14 protein-coding genes are annotated in these 17,693 nt (G+C 55.2%); 10 read left to right on the top strand and 4 right to left on the bottom strand.

Annotation, left to right across the window (positions count from 1 at the left end):
* Window positions 1-367: 367 nt before the first annotated feature.
* Genes AC007G_RS02750 through AC007G_RS02735 form a run of 4 tightly spaced genes read left to right on the top strand, consistent with a single transcriptional unit; the run spans window position 368 to window position 4,201 of the window.
* Window positions 368-1,171, top strand: coding sequence for an alpha/beta hydrolase (locus AC007G_RS02750; RefSeq protein WP_142630424.1), 804 nt, complete (start codon window positions 368-370; stop codon window positions 1,169-1,171).
* Window positions 1,159-1,530 (top strand): RidA family protein, encoded by a 372-nt coding sequence (locus AC007G_RS02745; RefSeq protein WP_032689134.1) that lies wholly within the window; start codon window positions 1,159-1,161, stop codon window positions 1,528-1,530. The genes AC007G_RS02750 and AC007G_RS02745 overlap by 13 nt, the downstream gene beginning before the upstream one ends.
* Window positions 1,531-1,586: 56 nt before the next feature.
* A complete protein-coding gene (locus AC007G_RS02740) occupies window positions 1,587-2,780 on the top strand; it encodes an amino acid aminotransferase (RefSeq protein ID WP_142630422.1) in 1,194 nt (397 codons plus the stop codon).
* An 11-nt stretch (window positions 2,781-2,791) separates the two neighbouring features.
* On the top strand, window positions 2,792-4,201 hold the full coding sequence (locus tag AC007G_RS02735) for an amino acid permease (RefSeq protein WP_032696496.1): 1,410 nt from the start codon (window positions 2,792-2,794) through the stop codon (window positions 4,199-4,201).
* Window positions 4,202-4,241: 40 nt separating this feature from the next.
* Here the strand turns inward: AC007G_RS02735 and AC007G_RS02730 are convergent, their stop codons facing one another.
* A complete protein-coding gene (locus AC007G_RS02730; RefSeq protein ID WP_155274645.1) occupies window positions 4,242-4,409 on the bottom strand; it encodes a hypothetical protein in 168 nt (55 codons plus the stop codon).
* 261 nt (window positions 4,410-4,670) lie between these two features.
* On the opposite strand from AC007G_RS02730, the gene AC007G_RS02725 reads away from it, so the two are divergent.
* Entirely contained in the window at window positions 4,671-5,309 is a 639-nt protein-coding gene (locus tag AC007G_RS02725; RefSeq protein ID WP_032689128.1) for a CatB-related O-acetyltransferase, read from the top strand.
* A 161-nt stretch (window positions 5,310-5,470) separates the two neighbouring features.
* Here the strand turns inward: AC007G_RS02725 and AC007G_RS02720 are convergent, their stop codons facing one another.
* A complete protein-coding gene (locus AC007G_RS02720) occupies window positions 5,471-5,605 on the bottom strand; it encodes a hypothetical protein (protein WP_479466533.1) in 135 nt (44 codons plus the stop codon).
* Window positions 5,606-5,847: 242 nt separating this feature from the next.
* Here AC007G_RS02720 and cadC point away from each other — a divergent pair, with 242 nt between their 5' ends.
* The 5 genes from cadC to lysS all read left to right on the top strand — a co-directional run bounded on the left by cadC (window position 5,848) and on the right by lysS (window position 14,715).
* Window positions 5,848-7,383 carry a lysine decarboxylation/transport transcriptional activator CadC gene (cadC, locus tag AC007G_RS02715; RefSeq protein WP_131055815.1) on the top strand — a complete coding sequence of 512 codons (1,536 nt, stop codon included), beginning with the start codon at window positions 5,848-5,850 and terminating at the stop codon, window positions 7,381-7,383.
* Window positions 7,384-7,748: 365 nt separating this feature from the next.
* The gene (gene cadB, locus AC007G_RS02710; protein ID WP_004858934.1) at window positions 7,749-9,086 is read left to right on the top strand and encodes a cadaverine/lysine antiporter; all 1,338 of its coding nucleotides are present in this window, start codon (window positions 7,749-7,751) and stop codon (window positions 9,084-9,086) included.
* 82 nt (window positions 9,087-9,168) lie between these two features.
* Window positions 9,169-11,316, top strand: a complete 2,148-nt coding sequence (gene cadA / locus AC007G_RS02705) for a lysine decarboxylase CadA (protein WP_004858936.1) — start codon at window positions 9,169-9,171, stop codon at window positions 11,314-11,316.
* A gap of 57 nt (window positions 11,317-11,373) precedes the next feature.
* Window positions 11,374-12,849 (top strand): dipeptide permease DtpD, encoded by a 1,476-nt coding sequence (gene dtpD / locus AC007G_RS02700; protein WP_131055813.1) that lies wholly within the window; start codon window positions 11,374-11,376, stop codon window positions 12,847-12,849.
* 348 nt (window positions 12,850-13,197) lie between these two features.
* A complete protein-coding gene (gene lysS, locus AC007G_RS02695) occupies window positions 13,198-14,715 on the top strand; it encodes a lysine--tRNA ligase (protein ID WP_032689122.1) in 1,518 nt (505 codons plus the stop codon).
* A 548-nt stretch (window positions 14,716-15,263) separates the two neighbouring features.
* Here the strand turns inward: lysS and AC007G_RS02690 are convergent.
* Window positions 15,264-16,652 (bottom strand): amidohydrolase family protein, encoded by a 1,389-nt coding sequence (locus AC007G_RS02690; RefSeq protein WP_032700638.1) that lies wholly within the window; start codon window positions 16,650-16,652, stop codon window positions 15,264-15,266.
* Between the two features lie 31 nt (window positions 16,653-16,683).
* Complete coding sequence (locus AC007G_RS02685) at window positions 16,684-17,634, bottom strand: carbamate kinase family protein (protein ID WP_032700637.1); 951 nt, start codon at window positions 17,632-17,634, stop codon at window positions 16,684-16,686.
* Between the last annotated feature and the right edge of the window lie 59 nt (window positions 17,635-17,693).

Below are 17,693 nucleotides of genomic sequence, written 5' to 3'. Positions count from 1 at the left end.
ACCTGACTCGGCGACGACCAGTTTAATATCAAAAGTATTGGCTCACTTATAGCGTTGAGTATGAACTTTTCCCGATGTTTGTACAGTTTGTCCCTTCAGTGGTTTCTCAGGACGTTGGCTCGGTCACAGTACGCTGGGCAGGAAGGGGGAAGAAGCCGACGAATGCGTGGACAGGTGAGCGCCAATCCTTGACCGTCATCATTTTCGCACGCGCATTTCCCGATAAAAGTTTCACTGGTAAAACTTATTAGCTCTGAGATTTAATTTCTATTAACTCTCACGCATTCCACTTTGTGCAAGCTTGACAACATATTTTCTCATTGCTAATAGTTAAGCCACATCTTAAATAATAAACAAAGTTTAATATATGAAACTCAGCGTCGGGAGTTATGATAACAGCACAACCGTAGATAATGAGGCGGAAATACTGGCTGACTTTCAGCGACGAAGTCAGCAAGCGTACCAGTGCGGCGAAAATATGATGACTTTTTCTTATGGTGAACATCCACGGGAAGGTATTGACTGGTTTATTTCTGCCGCCAGAAAAATGGGCACGATAATATTTATTCATGGCGGGTACTGGCAATCCTGTAATAAAGAGGATTTTGCCTTTATTACTGTCGGGCCGCTGGCCCGTGGGTTTGATGTGATGTTGCTGGAATATACGTTAGCGCCGCAGGCGACGTTAACGACGATCCACCGCCAGATTGGGGCGGCGCTGGACGCCATTGGTCGCCAGCCGGGTCTGTGTAGCCCGGTTTATCTGTGTGGGCACTCCGCAGGCGGCCATCTGGCGACCTGCTGGCAGGCGCATCCGCGTGTCGATGCGGTACTGGCAATCAGCGGGATTTATGAGCTTGAGCCTTTGCTGAATACAGCGGTCAACCGGTCACTGCAGCTGACGCCCCAGGAGGTGAATGACCTCAGCCCGCTGCGTCATTTAGCGACGAAGATCCCCCCTCTGACGCTGTTTTACGGCACCGCCGAGCGAGCCGAGCTCATCGCGCAAAGTGAAAACTACGCTCAGCGGTTGCGACAGCGGGGGAGGCCGGTTGACGCAATAGCCCTGCCGGGGGCTAACCACTACACCATTCTTGACGCGCTGTTTGCCACCGATGGCGCACTTTTCAGCCAGCTTTATCACTACGAGAATCCTTTATGCGAGACGTAATTCATACCGGCCTTCCGGATATCGGTCAGCCGTTCTCCTGGGCGACACGCGGCGGCGGGATGCTCTTTACCGCACATGGACCGGTTCGGGCTGATGGCACTATTGAAACCGGCCCGGCGGAACAGCAGATCGCCCTGACTTTCGATAATCTCACCCAGGCGCTACAGGCGGCAGGGAGCCACAGCGATAATGTTCTCCAGGTTATTATTTATCTGACTGACGTCAACGATGTTGCACGCCTTGATGATATTTACCGGCGCTACTTCAATGCCCCTTATCCAAATCGTTCGACGGTGATCGTTGATAAATTAGTCGTGCCGGGAATGAAAATAGAAATTACCGTCAGCGCTACCGCCTGAAAATAAAAAAATAAATGTTCACCTGCCAGTCATATTTATTATGGCTAAGGATACCTATGTTCGCAGAAATTAAACCGTCGACTCCCGACCCTATTATGTCATTAATGGAAGCCTATTTGCAGGACCACAATCCGCGGAAAGTGAATTTAGGCATCGGCTTATATTATGACGAGCGAGGAAAGGTTCCGCTGATGCGGGCCGTCGAGCAGGCAGAGCGGCGCCTGCTGGCGCAGCAGCAGCCGCACGGCTATCCGCCGATTGAAGGCAGCGCAAGCTTTGCCAGCCAGATACAGACCTTGCTGCTGGGGCCTGCCGCCCCGGAATCTGCGCTGGCGACGGTACAAACCGTTGGCGGTTCAGGGGCGTTGAAGCTGGCGGCAGATTTTCTCGTTCACTTTTTACAGCGTAAAGAGATTTGGGTCTCTGATCCAACCTGGGCCAACCATCAGGCGATTTTTTCCGGCGCAGGACTGCAGGTGAACAGCTATCCCTATTTTGACAATCTCCGCGGCGAATTGCGCTTTGCCGACATGCTGACGGTCCTGCAGACGCTACCCGCCGGCACGGCGGTGCTGCTGCATCCATGCTGCCATAACCCGACCGGCACCGATCTGAGCCAGAGCCAGTGGCAGACGCTTCTGGGCGTGGTTCAGGCGCAGGGTCTGCTGCCATTTTTCGATATCGCCTATCAGGGGTTTGGCGCCGGGCTGGAGGAGGACTGCTATGCGCTGAGGCTGGCGCTGGCAAGCGATCTGGATTTTATCGTCGCCAACTCTTTTTCGAAAAATATCGCCTTATACGGCCAGCGGGTAGGGGGATTAACCGTGCGTTGCGCCAACGCGCAGACCGCCGCTAACGTTCAGGGGGCCTTAAAGACATTAATACGCCGTAGCTATTCCTGTCCGCCGACCCACGGCAGCCGGATAGTCGACATGGTGCTAGCCGATGCGCAGCTCCGTCAGCTCTGGCAGGAAGAGCTGGCGGCCATGCGCCAGAGGATCCAGCAGATGCGCCAGCGTCTGTCCGCCGGCCTGGAGCAGGGCGGCTCTCAGCTGGATTACCGGCGCATCCGCGATCAGCGCGGGATGTTCAGCTATACCGGCCTGGACGAACGGCAGATGAGCGAGCTGCGCCAGCGCTATGCCATTTATCTGGTGGCGCCGGGACGGATGTGTCTGCCCGGTCTCAATGGTGACAACATTGATTATGTCACCGCCGCTATTCTCGATGTGACCACCGCCCGTCGCTAAGGCAGGAACTAATGAAAGATCGCAAGCGTTTTGATGAGATTGCACAGCGCCAGGGCGGGTTGAAGAAACAGCTTACCGCCGGGCAAATGTCGATGTTGGCGATCGGCGGCGCGATTGGTACCGGGCTGTTTCTGGGGAGCGCCTACGCCATTCAGATGGCGGGACCGTCGGTGCTGCTGAGCTATCTGACCGGAGGCGTGATTGCGCTGCTGCTCATGGGCTGCCTTGCGGAGATGACCTCAGAGCATCCGACTCCCGGCTCATTCGGCGACTATGCCGAGTTTTATCTCAGTCCGCTGTGCGGCTTCCTGGTGCGCTACTCCTACTGGTCCTGCGTGGTGCTGGCGGTGGGTACCGAGGTGACCGCCATTGGAATGTATATGCAGTTCTGGTTCCCGCATACGCCGGTGTGGCCCTGGGTGCTGCTGTTCTCCGCCGTGGTGATGGTGATTAACGTTATTGGCGTGAAATGGTTCGGGCAGGTGGAGTATGCGCTATCGACGATCAAGGTTCTGGCAATCGTGGCTTTTATCGTCATCGGTCTGGGGATCCTGGCCTTCTCCGCCAACCCAACCTACGGCCTGCATAATTTTATCGATGGCGGTGGGTTTATGCCGTTTGGGGTCCGCGGCATGTGGTTTGCGACAATTGTTTCTATCTTCAGCTATCTGAGCATTGAAATGATCGCCGTGGCGGCAGGAGAGGCGAAAAACCCGGTGGTGGCGGTGAAGTCGGCGTTTAAAGGGACCATCCTGCGCCTGTTTATTTTCTATATGCTGTCGATTGCGCTGATGCTGGCGATTGTGCCGTGGCGTCAGTCCGGCACCAGCGAAAGCCCCTTCCTGGTGGCGATGAACGTGATTCACTTGCCGTATGCCGGCGGTATTTTTAACTTTATCGTCCTGATTGCGGCACTCTCGGCCATGAACAGTCAGCTGTATATTACCACGCGGATGATGTTCTCGCTGTCGCGTGCCGGGCAGGCGCCGGCCGCGTTCGGTCGGATCAGCGCTCGCGGGATCCCGGTGAATGCGTTGGCAATCTCCTGCGTCGGCATTATGGTCTCTATTGTCCTGAGCGTGCTCTACCCGCAGCAGGCCTTTGCCGCGATGATGTCTATTTCGGTCTACGGAGCCTGTTTCACCTGGCTGATGATCTTTATCACGCACCTGTTTTTCCGCCGCCAGCATAGGCAAACGGTGCTGAAATTTCGCTTGTGGGGTTATCCCTGGAGTACGCTGCTGGGGGCTGCTCTGATGCTGGCGCTGCTGATTTCCACCGCGTTTACCGATTTCTTCCGCATGACGCTATGGTTTGGCATTCCGTTTACGCTGCTGCTGATCGGACTCTATTTTTATAGCCGCCGTTCCCGGCCGATCTTATCGACGATTCCTACGCCGGAAGCCGATCGGGCGCCATAAGCTAACCGCTCGCCTCTGCCCACAGGCGAGCGGTTATTCGTTACGCTTTCCCCCAGTCGCAGATAATAACGTGGTGACGACTACGACAGTCAGGGAGCGAACTCGACTGGCCGGCGTCGTCACCTTTCGTCTCTTTTGGCGGCGGCGAAAAATATCCCGCGCAGGAGGTCAGCAGTAACACGACAGTAAGAATAAGAAGTCTGGACACAGAAAAACCTGGCAGAGTGGGGAAAGTGCCCGTTTTTATCATTAAGAATATGATCGGGGTGGAGCTATTTTGTTTAATTATGGATAATGGCGTAGCGAGAAAATAAACATAATTCCTGTCAGTTTATTCTCAACAAAATATTCCCTGAGTCAGCCATAATGATGCCAGCAACGCTTGCAGTGGTTGTTCCGGTATTGAGTTCTTCCGGTTTATGATAACGGGTCAGCAAGCGGATATATTAACGCAAGAAGGAATGCCTCGATGGCCGATAAACACTGGTCAATCACCGAACGCCTGCACCAGACGGTAACCAACCCGAATGTGATCATTCGCGGCAGCCACAGCTACTATAGCGACTGTTGGGATCGCGGGTTTGAACGTTGCGTGGTGCGCTACCTGCACGGCGATCCCGTCAGCGAAGGGTGGGAGCCCTTAGGTCATGTCGATAAGCTCTTTATCGGCAATTTTGTCTGTATCGCGCCAGAAGCGGTGATCCTGATGGGCGGCAACAGTACCCACCGGATGGACTGGATCAGCCTCTATCCGTTTGTGTCATGCGTGAATGAGGCCTATCAGCATCGTGGCGATACCGTGCTCGGAGATGGTTGCTGGATTGGTATGCGGGCGATGATCATGCCGGGCGTCACAATTGGCGAAGGCGCCGTGGTGGCGGCGGGAGCGGTGGTCACCAAAGACGTTCCGCCGTATAGCGTCGTCGGTGGAAATCCGGCTACCTTTATTAAGTATCGTTTTCCCGAACCCGATGTGGAGCGACTGCTGAAGCTGAATCTCTATGAATTAGAGGAAGAGACGCTGTTGAGCCTGCAGCCGCTGCTCTCCAGCCCGGACATTAGCGCACTGGAGCAGGCGGTGGCGCAGCATCGACAGGGGCGCGCTTAATCCACCAGAACGCAGGCGCTCGTCCCAGCCGGGGCCGCGGAGCTACTGCGCGGCGACGGCGGGATAGTGCGGATAACCGGCTTTACCGCCGCCGAAGAATGCCTCTGACTGCGCCCGCGCAAGCGGATGTTTCCCGGAATAGTTCGGCGTCCTGCGGAAAATCAGTCGCTGCGCGGGCCGGAATACTGCTCTGTCGGTGCGGCAATGTGGCTTGTGCCGGCGCATGAGCGGGTCATTGGGGCGTCATCATCCGCTTGTTCCTGGGCCATGTCGGTAGAGAACAGGGGGAATAGCATCCTGAATCGCCTGGCCGTGCGGGCGCTTATCGAGGCGATAGAGCAGAACAGGTATTCACTTTTTCTGCAGAAATGATTCAGATGTTAATAAACTATGACCGGTTTTGTTTAGAAATAAAAACTGGCTAAGTGAAATAAGTGCAGAATGATATAACGCGATCAAGGTAATGACCCCTATCATAAATAGGGAGGGGAAATGTGTTATCATCGCGCCTTTCCCTTTTCGTTTTGGGCTCTTTTTTATGCAACAACCTGTTGTTCGCGTGGGAGAATGGCTGGTTACACCTTCTGTTAACCAAATCAGCCGGAAGGGGCGTCAGCTTACTCTGGAACCGCGCTTAATCGATCTATTGGTCTTCTTTGCCCGTCACCCTGGTGAAGTGCTCAGCAGGGACGAGCTTATTGATAATGTCTGGACACGTAACGTGGTCACCAGCCACGTCGTCACGCAGAGTATTTCCGAGCTACGTAAGTCGTTGAAAGATGGCAACGATAATAGCCTCGAATATATTGCGACGGTACCCAAGCGCGGTTATAAGCTTACGGTGCCGGTCATCTGGTGTACGGAAGAGGGGGAAGAGCCCGCGATGGCGATCCCCCCAGCGGTCTCCGCTGCGACGCCTGAACTGACGCCCGACCCGACGCGCTCTGCCGGCGAGGTTGAGCCAGACCAGACGCCGGCCGTAAAACCGGAGAAGCGCCGACGCATTACTACCTTCTGGGTATGGATCCTGTTCCTGCTGGCGCTGGGTTCCTGCGTGGCGCTGGTTGCGCTGTCGTCGATCGAGTCGCGGCCACCGGTGAATAAAGCGCGCTTGCTGCTGAACCCGCGCGATATCGATATCCATCTGCTGAAAGGTAATTCCTGCACCAACTGGGCATCGCAGCACTCGTATGCGGTGGGCCTGGGCAGCCTGGTGACGACGTCGCTCAACACCTTCTCGACCTTTATGGTGCATGACAAAACCAACTACAACATTAATGAGCCAAGCAGTTCAGGTAAAACGCTGACGATTGAGTTCGTCAACCAGCGCCACTATCGCGCGCAGCAGTGCTTTATGTCCGTGCAGATGGTGGATAACGCCGACGGTTCAACGATGATGGACAAACGTTATTTCATCACCAGCGACAACCAGCTGGCGATTCAAAACGATCTGCTGAGCAGCTTATCGGAGGCCTTAAAGCAGCCGTGGTCGGAACGCATGCAGACGATGCTGAAACAGTATCAGCCGTCGCACAGCACGGCGCTGACGCATTTCTACGAGTCGCATCAGTTATTAATGAACGGTGATGTTGACTCCTTAGGTAAGGCCAGCGCGCTGCTCGATGAAGTGATTAAAGACTCGCCTGATTTTTCTTACGCCTATGCGGAAAAAACGCTGGTGGATGTATTACGTCATTCGCAGCAGCCGTTAAATAAAGAGCAGCTCAACGCGCTGTACGCTGAAATCACCCGGGTCGGTGATATGCCGGGAATCAAAGATACGGCGGTATTTTACCAAATTAAAACAGTGGATTTGTTGGGCCAGGGTAAAGTCGATGAGGCGTATAACGCGATTAATACCGGGATCGACCTCGAGATGTCGTGGATGAATTACGTGCTGCTGGGTAAAGTCTACGAGATGAAAGGGCAGAACCGGGAAGCTGCGGATGCTTATCTGACGGCATTTAATTTGCGCCCGGGCGAGAACACCTTTTACTGGATTGAAAATGCAGTATTCCAGACCTCGGTCACCCGGGTGGTCCCTTACCTCGATAATTTCCTCTCTTCAGAATAAGTAAACCCTCACCATACTCAGGATATTGAGTATGGTGAGGTTAAATTTATGTTTCTCATGAGCACCCTGATTGTTATATGTATTTAACGCCGGAATAGCGAAATACAACACAAATTCAACACATCATCTTTCTTGCAAGTGACTGTAACTAAACAATGTTTATCTTTTTATGATATCAACATGTCATCCTGATATGTTAATTGAAAAAGGTCAAAATATCATTTGTCTGATGTTTGTTGTTATTTCACTTTATCTTTAGGACTTATCTTCTTTGAATCAGTAATCTTGTTGGCAGTTGGTCGGGTCAATTAAAGGTTCTATATCATGATCTGTACCTCCCAAATAAACTTAGGAGAAAAGCAAACATGAGTTCTGCCAAGAAGATAGGGCTATTTGCCTGTACCGGCGTCGTCGCTGGTAATATGATGGGGAGCGGTATTGCATTATTACCTGCGAACCTCGCCAGCATCGGTGGTATTGCTATCTGGGGATGGGTTATTTCTATTATTGGTGCGATGTCTCTGGCTTATGTTTATGCCCGACTGGCAACCAAGAACCCACAGCAGGGTGGCCCAATTGCGTATGCCGGGGAAATATCTCCCGCATTCGGTTTCCAGACCGGCGTCCTTTATTATCATGCCAACTGGATTGGTAACCTGGCCATCGGTATTACCGCCGTTTCTTATTTGTCTACTTTCTTCCCGATTCTGAATAACCCGATTCCAGCCGGTATCGCGTGTATTGCGATCGTCTGGATATTCACCTTCGTGAATATGCTCGGCGGTACCTGGGTAAGCCGTCTGACCACCATTGGCCTGGTGCTGGTATTAATTCCGGTGGTGATGACCGCGGTTATCGGCTGGCACTGGTTTGATGCGGCGACCTATCAGGCAAACTGGAACACGTCCAGCACGCCAGACAGCCATGCGGTAATCAAAAGTATTCTGCTCTGCCTGTGGGCATTCGTCGGCGTTGAGTCTGCCGCCGTCAGTACCGGGATGGTGAAAAACCCGAAACGTACCGTTCCGCTGGCAACCATGCTGGGAACCGCGATGGCTGGCGTGGTTTATATCGCCGCGACTCAGGTTATCGCCGGTATGTATCCTGCGGCTCAGATGGCTGCCTCCGGCGCGCCGTTCGCTATCAGCGCCTCAACCATTCTTGGCGGCTGGGCTGCGCCGGTAGTCTCTGCTTTCACCGCATTTGCCTGCCTGACTTCTCTGGGTTCCTGGATGATGCTGGTTGGTCAGGCCGGGGTTCGTGCCGCCAACGATGGCAACTTCCCGAAAGTGTATGGTGAAGTGGATAACAACGGTATTCCGAAAAAAGGCCTGCTGCTGGCGGCGGTGAAAATGACCGCGCTGATGGTGCTGATTACCCTGATGAACTCCAGCGGCGGTAAAGCGTCTGACCTGTTCGGTGAACTGACCGGTATCGCCGTCCTGCTGACCATGCTGCCTTACTTCTACTCCTGCGTTGACCTGATTCGCTTCGAAGGCATTAACATTCGCAACCTTGTCAGCCTGATTTGCTCCGTCCTGGGCTGTGCGTTCTGCTTCATCGCCCTGATGGGGGCAAGCTCCTTCGAACTGGCCGGTACCTTTATCGTCAGCCTGATTATCCTGATGTTCTACGGTCGCAAAATGCATCAGCGTCAGCACGAAAACGACACCACTGACAGCTCTGCCGCCAGCGCGCATTAATCCGTAACCCCTTTTCCTGGAGCTCCTTCCTGCACCTGTCACCACGTGACGGGAGGGGCTCTCCATATCTGGAGATTCGACTATGAACGTTATCGCAATCATGAATCACATGGGCGTCTACTTTAAAGAAGAGCCTATCCGTGAACTGCATCGCGCCCTTGAACGCCTGGACTTCCGTATTGTCTATCCGAACGACCGCGAAGATTTACTGAAACTGATCGAAAACAATGCCCGTCTGTGCGGCGTGATCTTCGACTGGGATAAATACAATCTTGAACTGTGCGAAGAGATCAGCAAGCTGAACGAATATATGCCGCTGTACGCTTTCGCTAACACCTACTCCACGCTGGACGTCAGCCTGAACGATCTGCGCATGCAGGTGCGTTTCTTCGAATATGCGCTGGGTGCGGCCGACGACATCGCCGATAAAATCAAACAGAACACCGATGAATACATCGATACCATTCTGCCGCCGCTGACCAAAGCGCTGTTCAAATATGTGCGTGAAGGTAAATACACCTTCTGTACTCCAGGCCATATGGGCGGTACCGCCTTCCAGAAAAGCCCGGTCGGCAGCATCTTCTATGATTTCTTTGGTTCAAACACCATGAAATCCGATATCTCGATTTCGGTTTCTGAACTGGGTTCCCTGCTGGACCACAGCGGCCCGCATAAAGAAGCGGAAGAGTATATTGCGCGCGTCTTTAACGCCGAACGCAGCTACATGGTGACCAACGGCACCTCAACGGCGAACAAAATCGTCGGTATGTACTCTGCGCCTGCCGGCAGCACCGTGCTGATTGACCGTAACTGCCACAAATCGCTGACTCACCTGATGATGATGAGCGACATTACGCCGATTTACTTCCGTCCGACCCGTAACGCCTACGGCATCCTCGGCGGTATTCCACAGAGCGAATTCCAGCACGCCACTATCGCCAAACGCGTCAAAGAGACGCCGAACGCAACCTGGCCGGTGCACGCGGTTATCACCAACTCCACTTACGATGGTCTGCTGTATAACACCGACTTCATCAAGAAAACGCTGGATGTGAAATCTATCCACTTTGACTCCGCGTGGGTGCCTTACACCAACTTCTCGCCAATCTATGCCGGTAAATGCGGGATGAGCGGTGGCCGTGTGGAAGGGAAAGTGATTTATGAAACCCAGTCCACGCACAAACTGCTGGCGGCGTTCTCTCAGGCTTCGATGATTCACGTTAAAGGCGATGTTAACGAAGAGACCTTTAACGAAGCCTACATGATGCACACCACCACCTCTCCGCACTACGGCGTGGTTGCTTCGACGGAAACTGCCGCGGCGATGATGAAAGGTAATGCCGGTAAACGTCTGATCGATGGCTCTATCGAACGTTCTATTAAGTTCCGTAAAGAGATCAAACGTCTGAAAGGCGAATCCGAAGGCTGGTTCTTCGACGTCTGGCAGCCGGAACATATCGATGGCCCGGAATGCTGGCCGCTGCGTTCCGATAGCGCATGGCACGGTTTCAAAAACATCGATAACGAACACATGTACCTCGACCCGATCAAAGTCACCCTGCTGACTCCGGGGATGAAGAAAGACGGTACCATGGATGAGTTCGGTATTCCGGCCAGCATCGTGGCGAAATACCTCGACGAACACGGCATCGTGGTGGAGAAAACCGGTCCGTACAACCTGCTGTTCCTGTTCAGCATCGGTATCGACAAAACCAAAGCGCTGAGCCTGCTGCGCGCGCTGACCGACTTTAAACGTGCTTTCGACCTGAACCTGCGCGTGAAAAACATGCTGCCGTCTCTGTATCGTGAAGATCCGGAGTTCTATGAAAACATGCGTGTTCAGGAACTGGCGCAGAACATTCACAAACTGATTGCGCATCACAACCTGCCGGATCTGATGTTCCGCGCTTTCGAAGTGCTGCCGACCATGATGATCACGCCGTACGCCGCGTTCCAGAAAGAGCTGCACGGTCAGACTGAAGAGGTCTATCTCGAAGAGATGGTGGGCCGCGTCAACGCCAACATGATCCTGCCGTATCCTCCGGGAGTTCCGCTGGTCATGCCGGGTGAAATGATCACCGAAGAGAGCCGTCCGGTGCTGGAGTTCCTGCAGATGCTGTGCGAAATCGGCGCCCACTACCCGGGCTTCGAAACCGATATCCACGGCGCATATCGTCAGGCGGATGGTCGCTACACCGTTAAAGTGCTGAAAGAAGAAAACAACAAGTAATTGAAGCTCCAGGGGAAGTGGCGTGCCACTTCCCTTTTTCACGCTGCAGGAGACCTCATGAAAACACCCTCACAACCGCGCGCGATCTATTACATCGTAGCGATCCAAATCTGGGAATATTTCAGCTTTTACGGCATGCGTGCCTTACTCATCCTCTACCTCACCCATCAGCTTGGCTTTGATGACAGCCACGCCATCAGTCTGTTCAGCGCTTACGCTTCCCTGGTGTACGTTACCCCCATTCTCGGCGGCTGGCTTGCCGACCGCCTGCTCGGCAATCGCACGGCGGTCATTGCCGGCGCGCTGTTGATGACGCTCGGCCACGTCGTGCTGGGCGTTGAATCTGATGCAACCTGGAGTCTGTACCTCGCGCTGGCGATCATTATCTGCGGCTACGGCCTGTTCAAATCCAACATCAGCTGCCTGCTGGGCGAGCTCTACGCCGTTGACGACCATCGCCGCGACGGCGGTTTCTCGCTGCTGTATGCCGCCGGGAACGTCGGCTCGATCGCGGCGCCCATCGCCTGCGGGCTGGCGGCGCAGTGGTATGGCTGGCATATCGGTTTTGCGCTGGCGGGGATCGGCATGTTTATCGGGCTGCTGATTTTCCTCAGCGGCCATCGCCACTTCAGCCACACCCGCGGCGTCGACAAACAGGCGCTGTGCGCGGTGAAATTTGTGCTGCCGACCTGGGGCTGGCTGGTGGTTATGCTCTGCGTGGCGCCGGTGTTCTTCACGCTGCTGCTGGAAAACAACTGGTCGGGCTATCTGCTGGCTGTTGTCTGCGTCTTCGCCGCCCAAATGGTGGCGCGCATTATGGTGAACTCCCCGCAGCACCGTCGCGCGCTGTGGCAAATCGTACTGCTGATGCTGACCGGCACGCTGTTCTGGGTTCTGGCGCAGCAGGGCGGCAGCTCTATCAGCCTGTTTATCGATCGCTTTGTTAACCGCCGGCTGTTCACCATTGAGGTGCCGACGGCTCTCTTCCAGTCGGTGAATGCCGTCGCCGTGATGGCGGCAGGCGTGGCGCTGGCCTGGCTGATGCGTCCGGAAGGCAGCACGCGATCGGTGCTTCGCGTCTGGCTGAAATTTGCTTTTGGCCTGGTGCTGATGGGCTGCGGCTTCATTGTGCTGGCCCTGAACGCACGTCATGGCGCCGTCGATGGACAGGCCTCGATGGGGCTGATGGTCGGCGGACTGGCGCTGATGGGCTTTGCCGAGCTGTTTATCGACCCGGTGGCGATGGCGCAGATCACTCGCCTGAATATGCCGGGCGTGACCGGGGTGCTGACCGGGATTTATATGCTGGCGACCGGAGCGGTGGCCAACTGGCTGGCGGGTATCGTCGCGCAGCAGACCACCGAGTCGCAGATCAGCGAAACGGCAATCGCCGCGTATCAGCATTTCTTCTCCCAGATGGGGGAGTGGACGCTGGGCTGCGTAACGGTGATTGTCATCCTGGCCTTCGCTGCCGCCTGCAGCGTCGGCAAGCGCCGCGCCGCAACCGGTGAACTCCCCGGAGGGGGCGCGTAGCGCCCGTCCGGCTCGGTACGAACCCATCGTCCCGGTCAGCGCAGCGCGACCGGGGAATTTCCCGGAGCTGGCGTCAGTCTGCTCCTTGCATCGTTTAGCTGTCAGGAGGAGGATATTCTGGATAGATGGCAAGCCATCAATGAAAAAAACTTTAGTTTGGCTATCACTGAGTGAGATCAGCCTTAAGTAAGGTCAGGTTCGTTAAGATTCTATCGTTCGGTCTTTGGCAATAACGTCAACGATCGGCCGCGCACTGGTGTAGAGACCCGCACTGACCAGGCTGCGCTGGATAGTGGCCTGGCGCAATTTACCGAAGCAAGTTTGAAAGCAGGGTTATGAGGAACCAACATGTCTGAACAACAAGCACAAAGTGCCGATGAGGCAATTGACCTTAATAATGAACTGAAAGCCCGTCGTGAAAAGCTGGCTCAGCTTCGTGAGCAGGGGATCCCGTTCCCGAATGATTTTCGTCGTGACCATACCTCTGACCAATTGCACACTGAATTCGATGACAAGGATAATGAAGCACTCAGCTCCTTGAACGTTGAAGTCTCTGTTGCTGGTCGTATGATGACCCGTCGCATCATGGGGAAAGCCTCTTTCGTCACTCTGCAGGACGTCGGCGGCCGTATTCAGCTGTACGTCGCGCGCGACGATCTGCCGGAAGGCGTCTACAACGAACAGTTTAAAAAGTGGGACCTTGGCGACATTATTGCCGCCCGCGGTAAGCTGTTTAAAACCCAAACCGGCGAGCTTTCTATCCACTGCACTGAGCTGCGTCTGCTGACCAAAGCGCTGCGCCCGCTGCCGGACAAATTCCACGGTCTGCAGGATCAGGAAGTCCGTTATCGTCAGCGCTACCTGGATCTGATCGCCAATGACGAATCCCGACGCACGTTTAAAGTCCGTTCGCAGATCCTCGCGACGATGCGCCAGTTCATGGTGGGCCGCGGCTTTATGGAAGTCGAAACCCCGATGATGCAGGTGATCCCCGGCGGCGCGTCTGCCCGTCCGTTCATCACCCATCACAATGCGCTGGATATGGATATGTACCTGCGTATCGCGCCGGAGCTGTATCTCAAGCGTCTGGTTGTGGGCGGCTTCGAACGTGTGTTCGAAATTAACCGTAACTTCCGTAACGAAGGCATCTCCGTACGTCATAACCCAGAGTTCACCATGATGGAACTCTATATGGCGTATGCGGATTACAAGGATCTGATCGAACTGACCGAATCCCTGTTCCGCACCCTGGCGCAGACCGTGTTGGGTAAAACGGAAGTCCCATATGGCGACCAGATCTTCGACTTCGGCAAACCGTTTGAAAAGCTGACCATGCGTGAGGCTATCAAGAAATACCGTCCGCAGACTGAGATGGCGGATCTCGATAACTTCGACGCAGCGAAAGCCCTTGCGGAGTCCATCGGCATTCACGTTGAGAAGAGCTGGGGCCTGGGTCGTATCGTCACGGAAATCTTTGATGAAGTGGCGGAAGCGCACCTGATTCAGCCGACCTTTATCACCGAATACCCGGCGGAAGTCTCTCCGCTGGCGCGCCGTAATGACGTGAATCCGGAAATTACCGACCGCTTTGAGTTCTTTATCGGCGGCCGTGAAATCGGTAACGGCTTCAGCGAGCTGAATGACGCGGAAGACCAGGCGCAGCGCTTCCAGGACCAGGTGAATGCGAAAGCCGCCGGGGATGACGAAGCGATGTTCTACGACGAAGACTACGTCACCGCGCTGGAATATGGTCTGCCGCCGACCGCCGGTCTGGGTATTGGGATTGACCGGATGGTGATGCTGTTTACCAACAGCCACACCATTCGCGACGTGATCTTGTTCCCGGCGATGCGTCCGCAGAAATAACCGCGCTTCGTCAAATGCAAAACCCCGGCTTGTCGGGGTTTTGCATTTATTTGCCGGGTGGCGGCTGCGCCTTACCCGGCCTACCGACCGTATTCGTCCTGCCGACCGTATTCGGCTTACCGATCGCATTTGGCCTACCGACCACATTCGGCCTGTAGGCCCGTGCAAGCGTAGCGCCGCCGGGCGAAAGCACGGCGCCTTACCCGGCCTGCTGACCGTATTCGTCCTGCCGCCCACATTCGGCCTATTGCCTGCATTCAGCCTACCGACCGTATTCGGCTTACCGATCGCATTTGGCCTACTGACCACATTCGGCCTGTAGGCCCGTGCAAGCGTAGCGCCGCCGGGCGAAAGCACTGCGCCTTACCCGGCCGACTGACCGTATTCGTCCTGCCGCCCACATTCGGCCTATTGCCTGCATTCAGCCTACCGACCGTATTCGGCTTACCGATCGCATTTGGCCTACTGACCACATTTGGCCTGTAGGCCCGTGCAAGCGTAGCGCCGCCGGGCGAAAGCGCCGCTTTGCCGGGGGGATTATCTCATGCTCAGGCGCCGACGCTGCCCCACACCATCTTGCCTTTGTGGAAGGTCGCGGTACGCGGTGAAATGCGTGCCACCGCTTCGGCGGAGCAGGAGGCATCGACCAGCACAAAGCTGGCCTCATCCTGCTCTTTCGGCCAGACGCGCTGGCCTTTATCGTTGAGCGGCAGTACGTTGCCGGTGGCAATTGCCAGCGAACGCGAAAGGGTCTGTTCGTTGGGGCGGATATAGAGCTGGGCGTAGAGATTGGCTTTTTCCAGCATGTCGCCCAGGCCGTATGGCGACCAATGGTCAATCACACTGTCGGTGCCGGTCATTACAAATACCCCTTGATCCCGCAGCTGCTGCAGCGGCATGTGCAAGGTACCGATCGGCACGGTGGAGGCGATGGTGATTTGCTGGGCCGCCATGCGGCTGGCAATGGCATCAACCTGCTGTTCGTTCAATGTCGCCAGCGCAAAAGCATGACTGATAGTCAGCTTGCCTTTTAGCGCCGGGGTTTTCTCTACGGTTTCCACCATATAGTTTATCGCCGCGACGCCCGCTGGGCTGGTTTCGTGCAGGTGAATATCGACCCCTTTGTTATAATCCAGCGCTATCTGAAACAGGGTATCGAGGGATTTCTCCATCGCTCCATCAACGTTAGTCGGGTCGAGACCACCGACGTAGTGCGCGCCGGCCTGCATCGCTTCACGTACCAGCGGTTCTGATTTTGAGAGCAGGAGTCCGTGCTGCGGAAAAGCGACAATCTCGCACGCGAAACCCGGCTGGCGGTGCGCCAGGACCGCCTGCAGATTTTCGAGGTTTTTCAACCCGGAGGTGGGTTCGATATTGCAGTGACTGCGGGCTATCGTTGACCCTTTTGACTGGAGCAGGTCGATCAGTTTTTCGGCATGCTGGCGGGTATACGGCTGGAGCTCAGGCAGCAGCTTCTGCTCAAGCTTAATCATGTCCTGAATCGTGGTGCCCGCCGGACGGTTGAGTGAACGCCACGGGCCGCCGTAAAAGGTTTTATCCAGATGGATATGCATATCGCGCATCGCCGGGAGCATCAGCTTACCGCCGGCATCATAGCGGGGCAGGGAGGCATCAGGGTGGCTCTGATTGTTGTGTAGCGCGATGATTTTACCGTCGGCAATCTCGAGGGTTTGCCGCTCGGTGCGAGTGTGTACCACGACGCCATTTTCATACTCAAAACCGCTTTCCAGCAGGACATTATCGAGATAGTAGTGCGTGTCGTCGGGGCTGATGACCTTGTGGTTGTCGCAGGACGTCGTGGATATCGAGCGCTCGCCGGCGTAAACGACGGGAGCGGCGGCGGCAAACAGGGCGGCGGCGGTGACCATTTTTCCGCTCTGGCTGAGAAATTCGCGACGGCTATTGTCTTTATTCATGGATCTTCCTTTTTCTTTGTTCTTTATTTGCTCAGTCGTGCACAAGATGGGTGCCGGTCTCCCCGCGTAGCGCTGCGGGTAAGCACTCTGGGGTGGTGATAATCACCCGCTTGCCGCCGTGCTTTAAAAACGCGAGGCTGGCGACAATTTTGGGTAACATGCTGCCGGCCGGAAAGTGGCCTTCCTGCATATAGCGGGTCATGTCGCTGATATTGACCGTCCCCAGCGCCTGCTGCCGAGGTTGTCCAAAGTGAATGCACACTTTTTCAACGCCGGTGGTGATAGCCAGAATATCGGCGTGAATCTCCCGTGCCAGCAGCGCGGTTGAGAGATCCTTATCAATCACCGCATCAACGCTCTGATAATCCCCCTGCGCGCTGCGGACTACCGGGATGCCGCCGCCGCCAGCGCCGATCACCACAAACCCTTGCCGGGTCAGCGCTTTAATAGCTTCGGCTTCCACGATGCGCTTTGGCTCCGGCGAGGCGACCACCCGCCGATAGCCACGCCCGGCATCTTCGACGAAGTGCCAGTCCGGATGCCTCTGCCGGAGATCATCGCGCTGGGCTTCGCTAAAAAATGCGCCAATCGGTTTCGTCGGGTGGGTAAAGCCGGGGTCATTTTTATCTACTTCGACCTGAGTAACGACGGTCACCGCTTTTTGTTCGCCGCGGTGGGCCAGACGGTTATTTAACGCCTGCTGAATCAGATAGCCGATTCCACCCTGGGTATCGGCAACGCAGTTGGCCAGCGGCGTCAACGGCAGACCTTCGCACTCATGAGCGATTTCAGCGCGGCGTAAATCCAGCCCGACCTGCGGCCCGTTGCCGTGGGTCAGGACAAGATTGTAGTCCGACGCCAGCATGGCCAGCACCGTATCCGCCACGGCCTTCACCGCTTCAGCCTGATGTTCGATTGACTGGCTGGCGTTATCTTTGATGATACTGTTGCCGCCAATGGCAACGACCACAAGTTCTTTCATCGTGTAGGTTCCCGGTACAGAAGGTAATGGAGTTATTGTTATCCGATTTATTGCACGGG

It is taken from the genome of Klebsiella sp. CSG-1 (genome assembly GCF_056521145.1).
The sequence above is the reverse complement of the archived record's forward strand: the minus strand, read 5'-3'. Positions and strand labels throughout refer to the sequence as shown.

Coding starts and splice junctions, on each gene's coding strand:
- AC007G_RS02750 (WP_142630424.1), top strand. CDS start 368: ATGAAACTCAGCGTCGGGAGTTATGATAACAGCACAACCGTAGATAAT.
- AC007G_RS02735 (WP_032696496.1), top strand. CDS start 2,792: ATGAAAGATCGCAAGCGTTTTGATGAGATTGCACAGCGCCAGGGCGGG.
- AC007G_RS02725 (WP_032689128.1), top strand. CDS start 4,671: ATGGCCGATAAACACTGGTCAATCACCGAACGCCTGCACCAGACGGTA.
- AC007G_RS02720 (WP_479466533.1), bottom strand. CDS start 5,605: ATGCTATTCCCCCTGTTCTCTACCGACATGGCCCAGGAACAAGCGGAT.
- AC007G_RS02690 (WP_032700638.1), bottom strand. CDS start 16,652: ATGAATAAAGACAATAGCCGTCGCGAATTTCTCAGCCAGAGCGGAAAA.
- cadB (WP_004858934.1), top strand. CDS start 7,749: ATGAGTTCTGCCAAGAAGATAGGGCTATTTGCCTGTACCGGCGTCGTC.
- AC007G_RS02740 (WP_142630422.1), top strand. CDS start 1,587: ATGTTCGCAGAAATTAAACCGTCGACTCCCGACCCTATTATGTCATTA.
- AC007G_RS02745 (WP_032689134.1), top strand. CDS start 1,159: ATGCGAGACGTAATTCATACCGGCCTTCCGGATATCGGTCAGCCGTTC.
- lysS (WP_032689122.1), top strand. CDS start 13,198: ATGTCTGAACAACAAGCACAAAGTGCCGATGAGGCAATTGACCTTAAT.
- AC007G_RS02685 (WP_032700637.1), bottom strand. CDS start 17,634: ATGAAAGAACTTGTGGTCGTTGCCATTGGCGGCAACAGTATCATCAAA.
- cadC (WP_131055815.1), top strand. CDS start 5,848: ATGCAACAACCTGTTGTTCGCGTGGGAGAATGGCTGGTTACACCTTCT.
- cadA (WP_004858936.1), top strand. CDS start 9,169: ATGAACGTTATCGCAATCATGAATCACATGGGCGTCTACTTTAAAGAA.
- dtpD (WP_131055813.1), top strand. CDS start 11,374: ATGAAAACACCCTCACAACCGCGCGCGATCTATTACATCGTAGCGATC.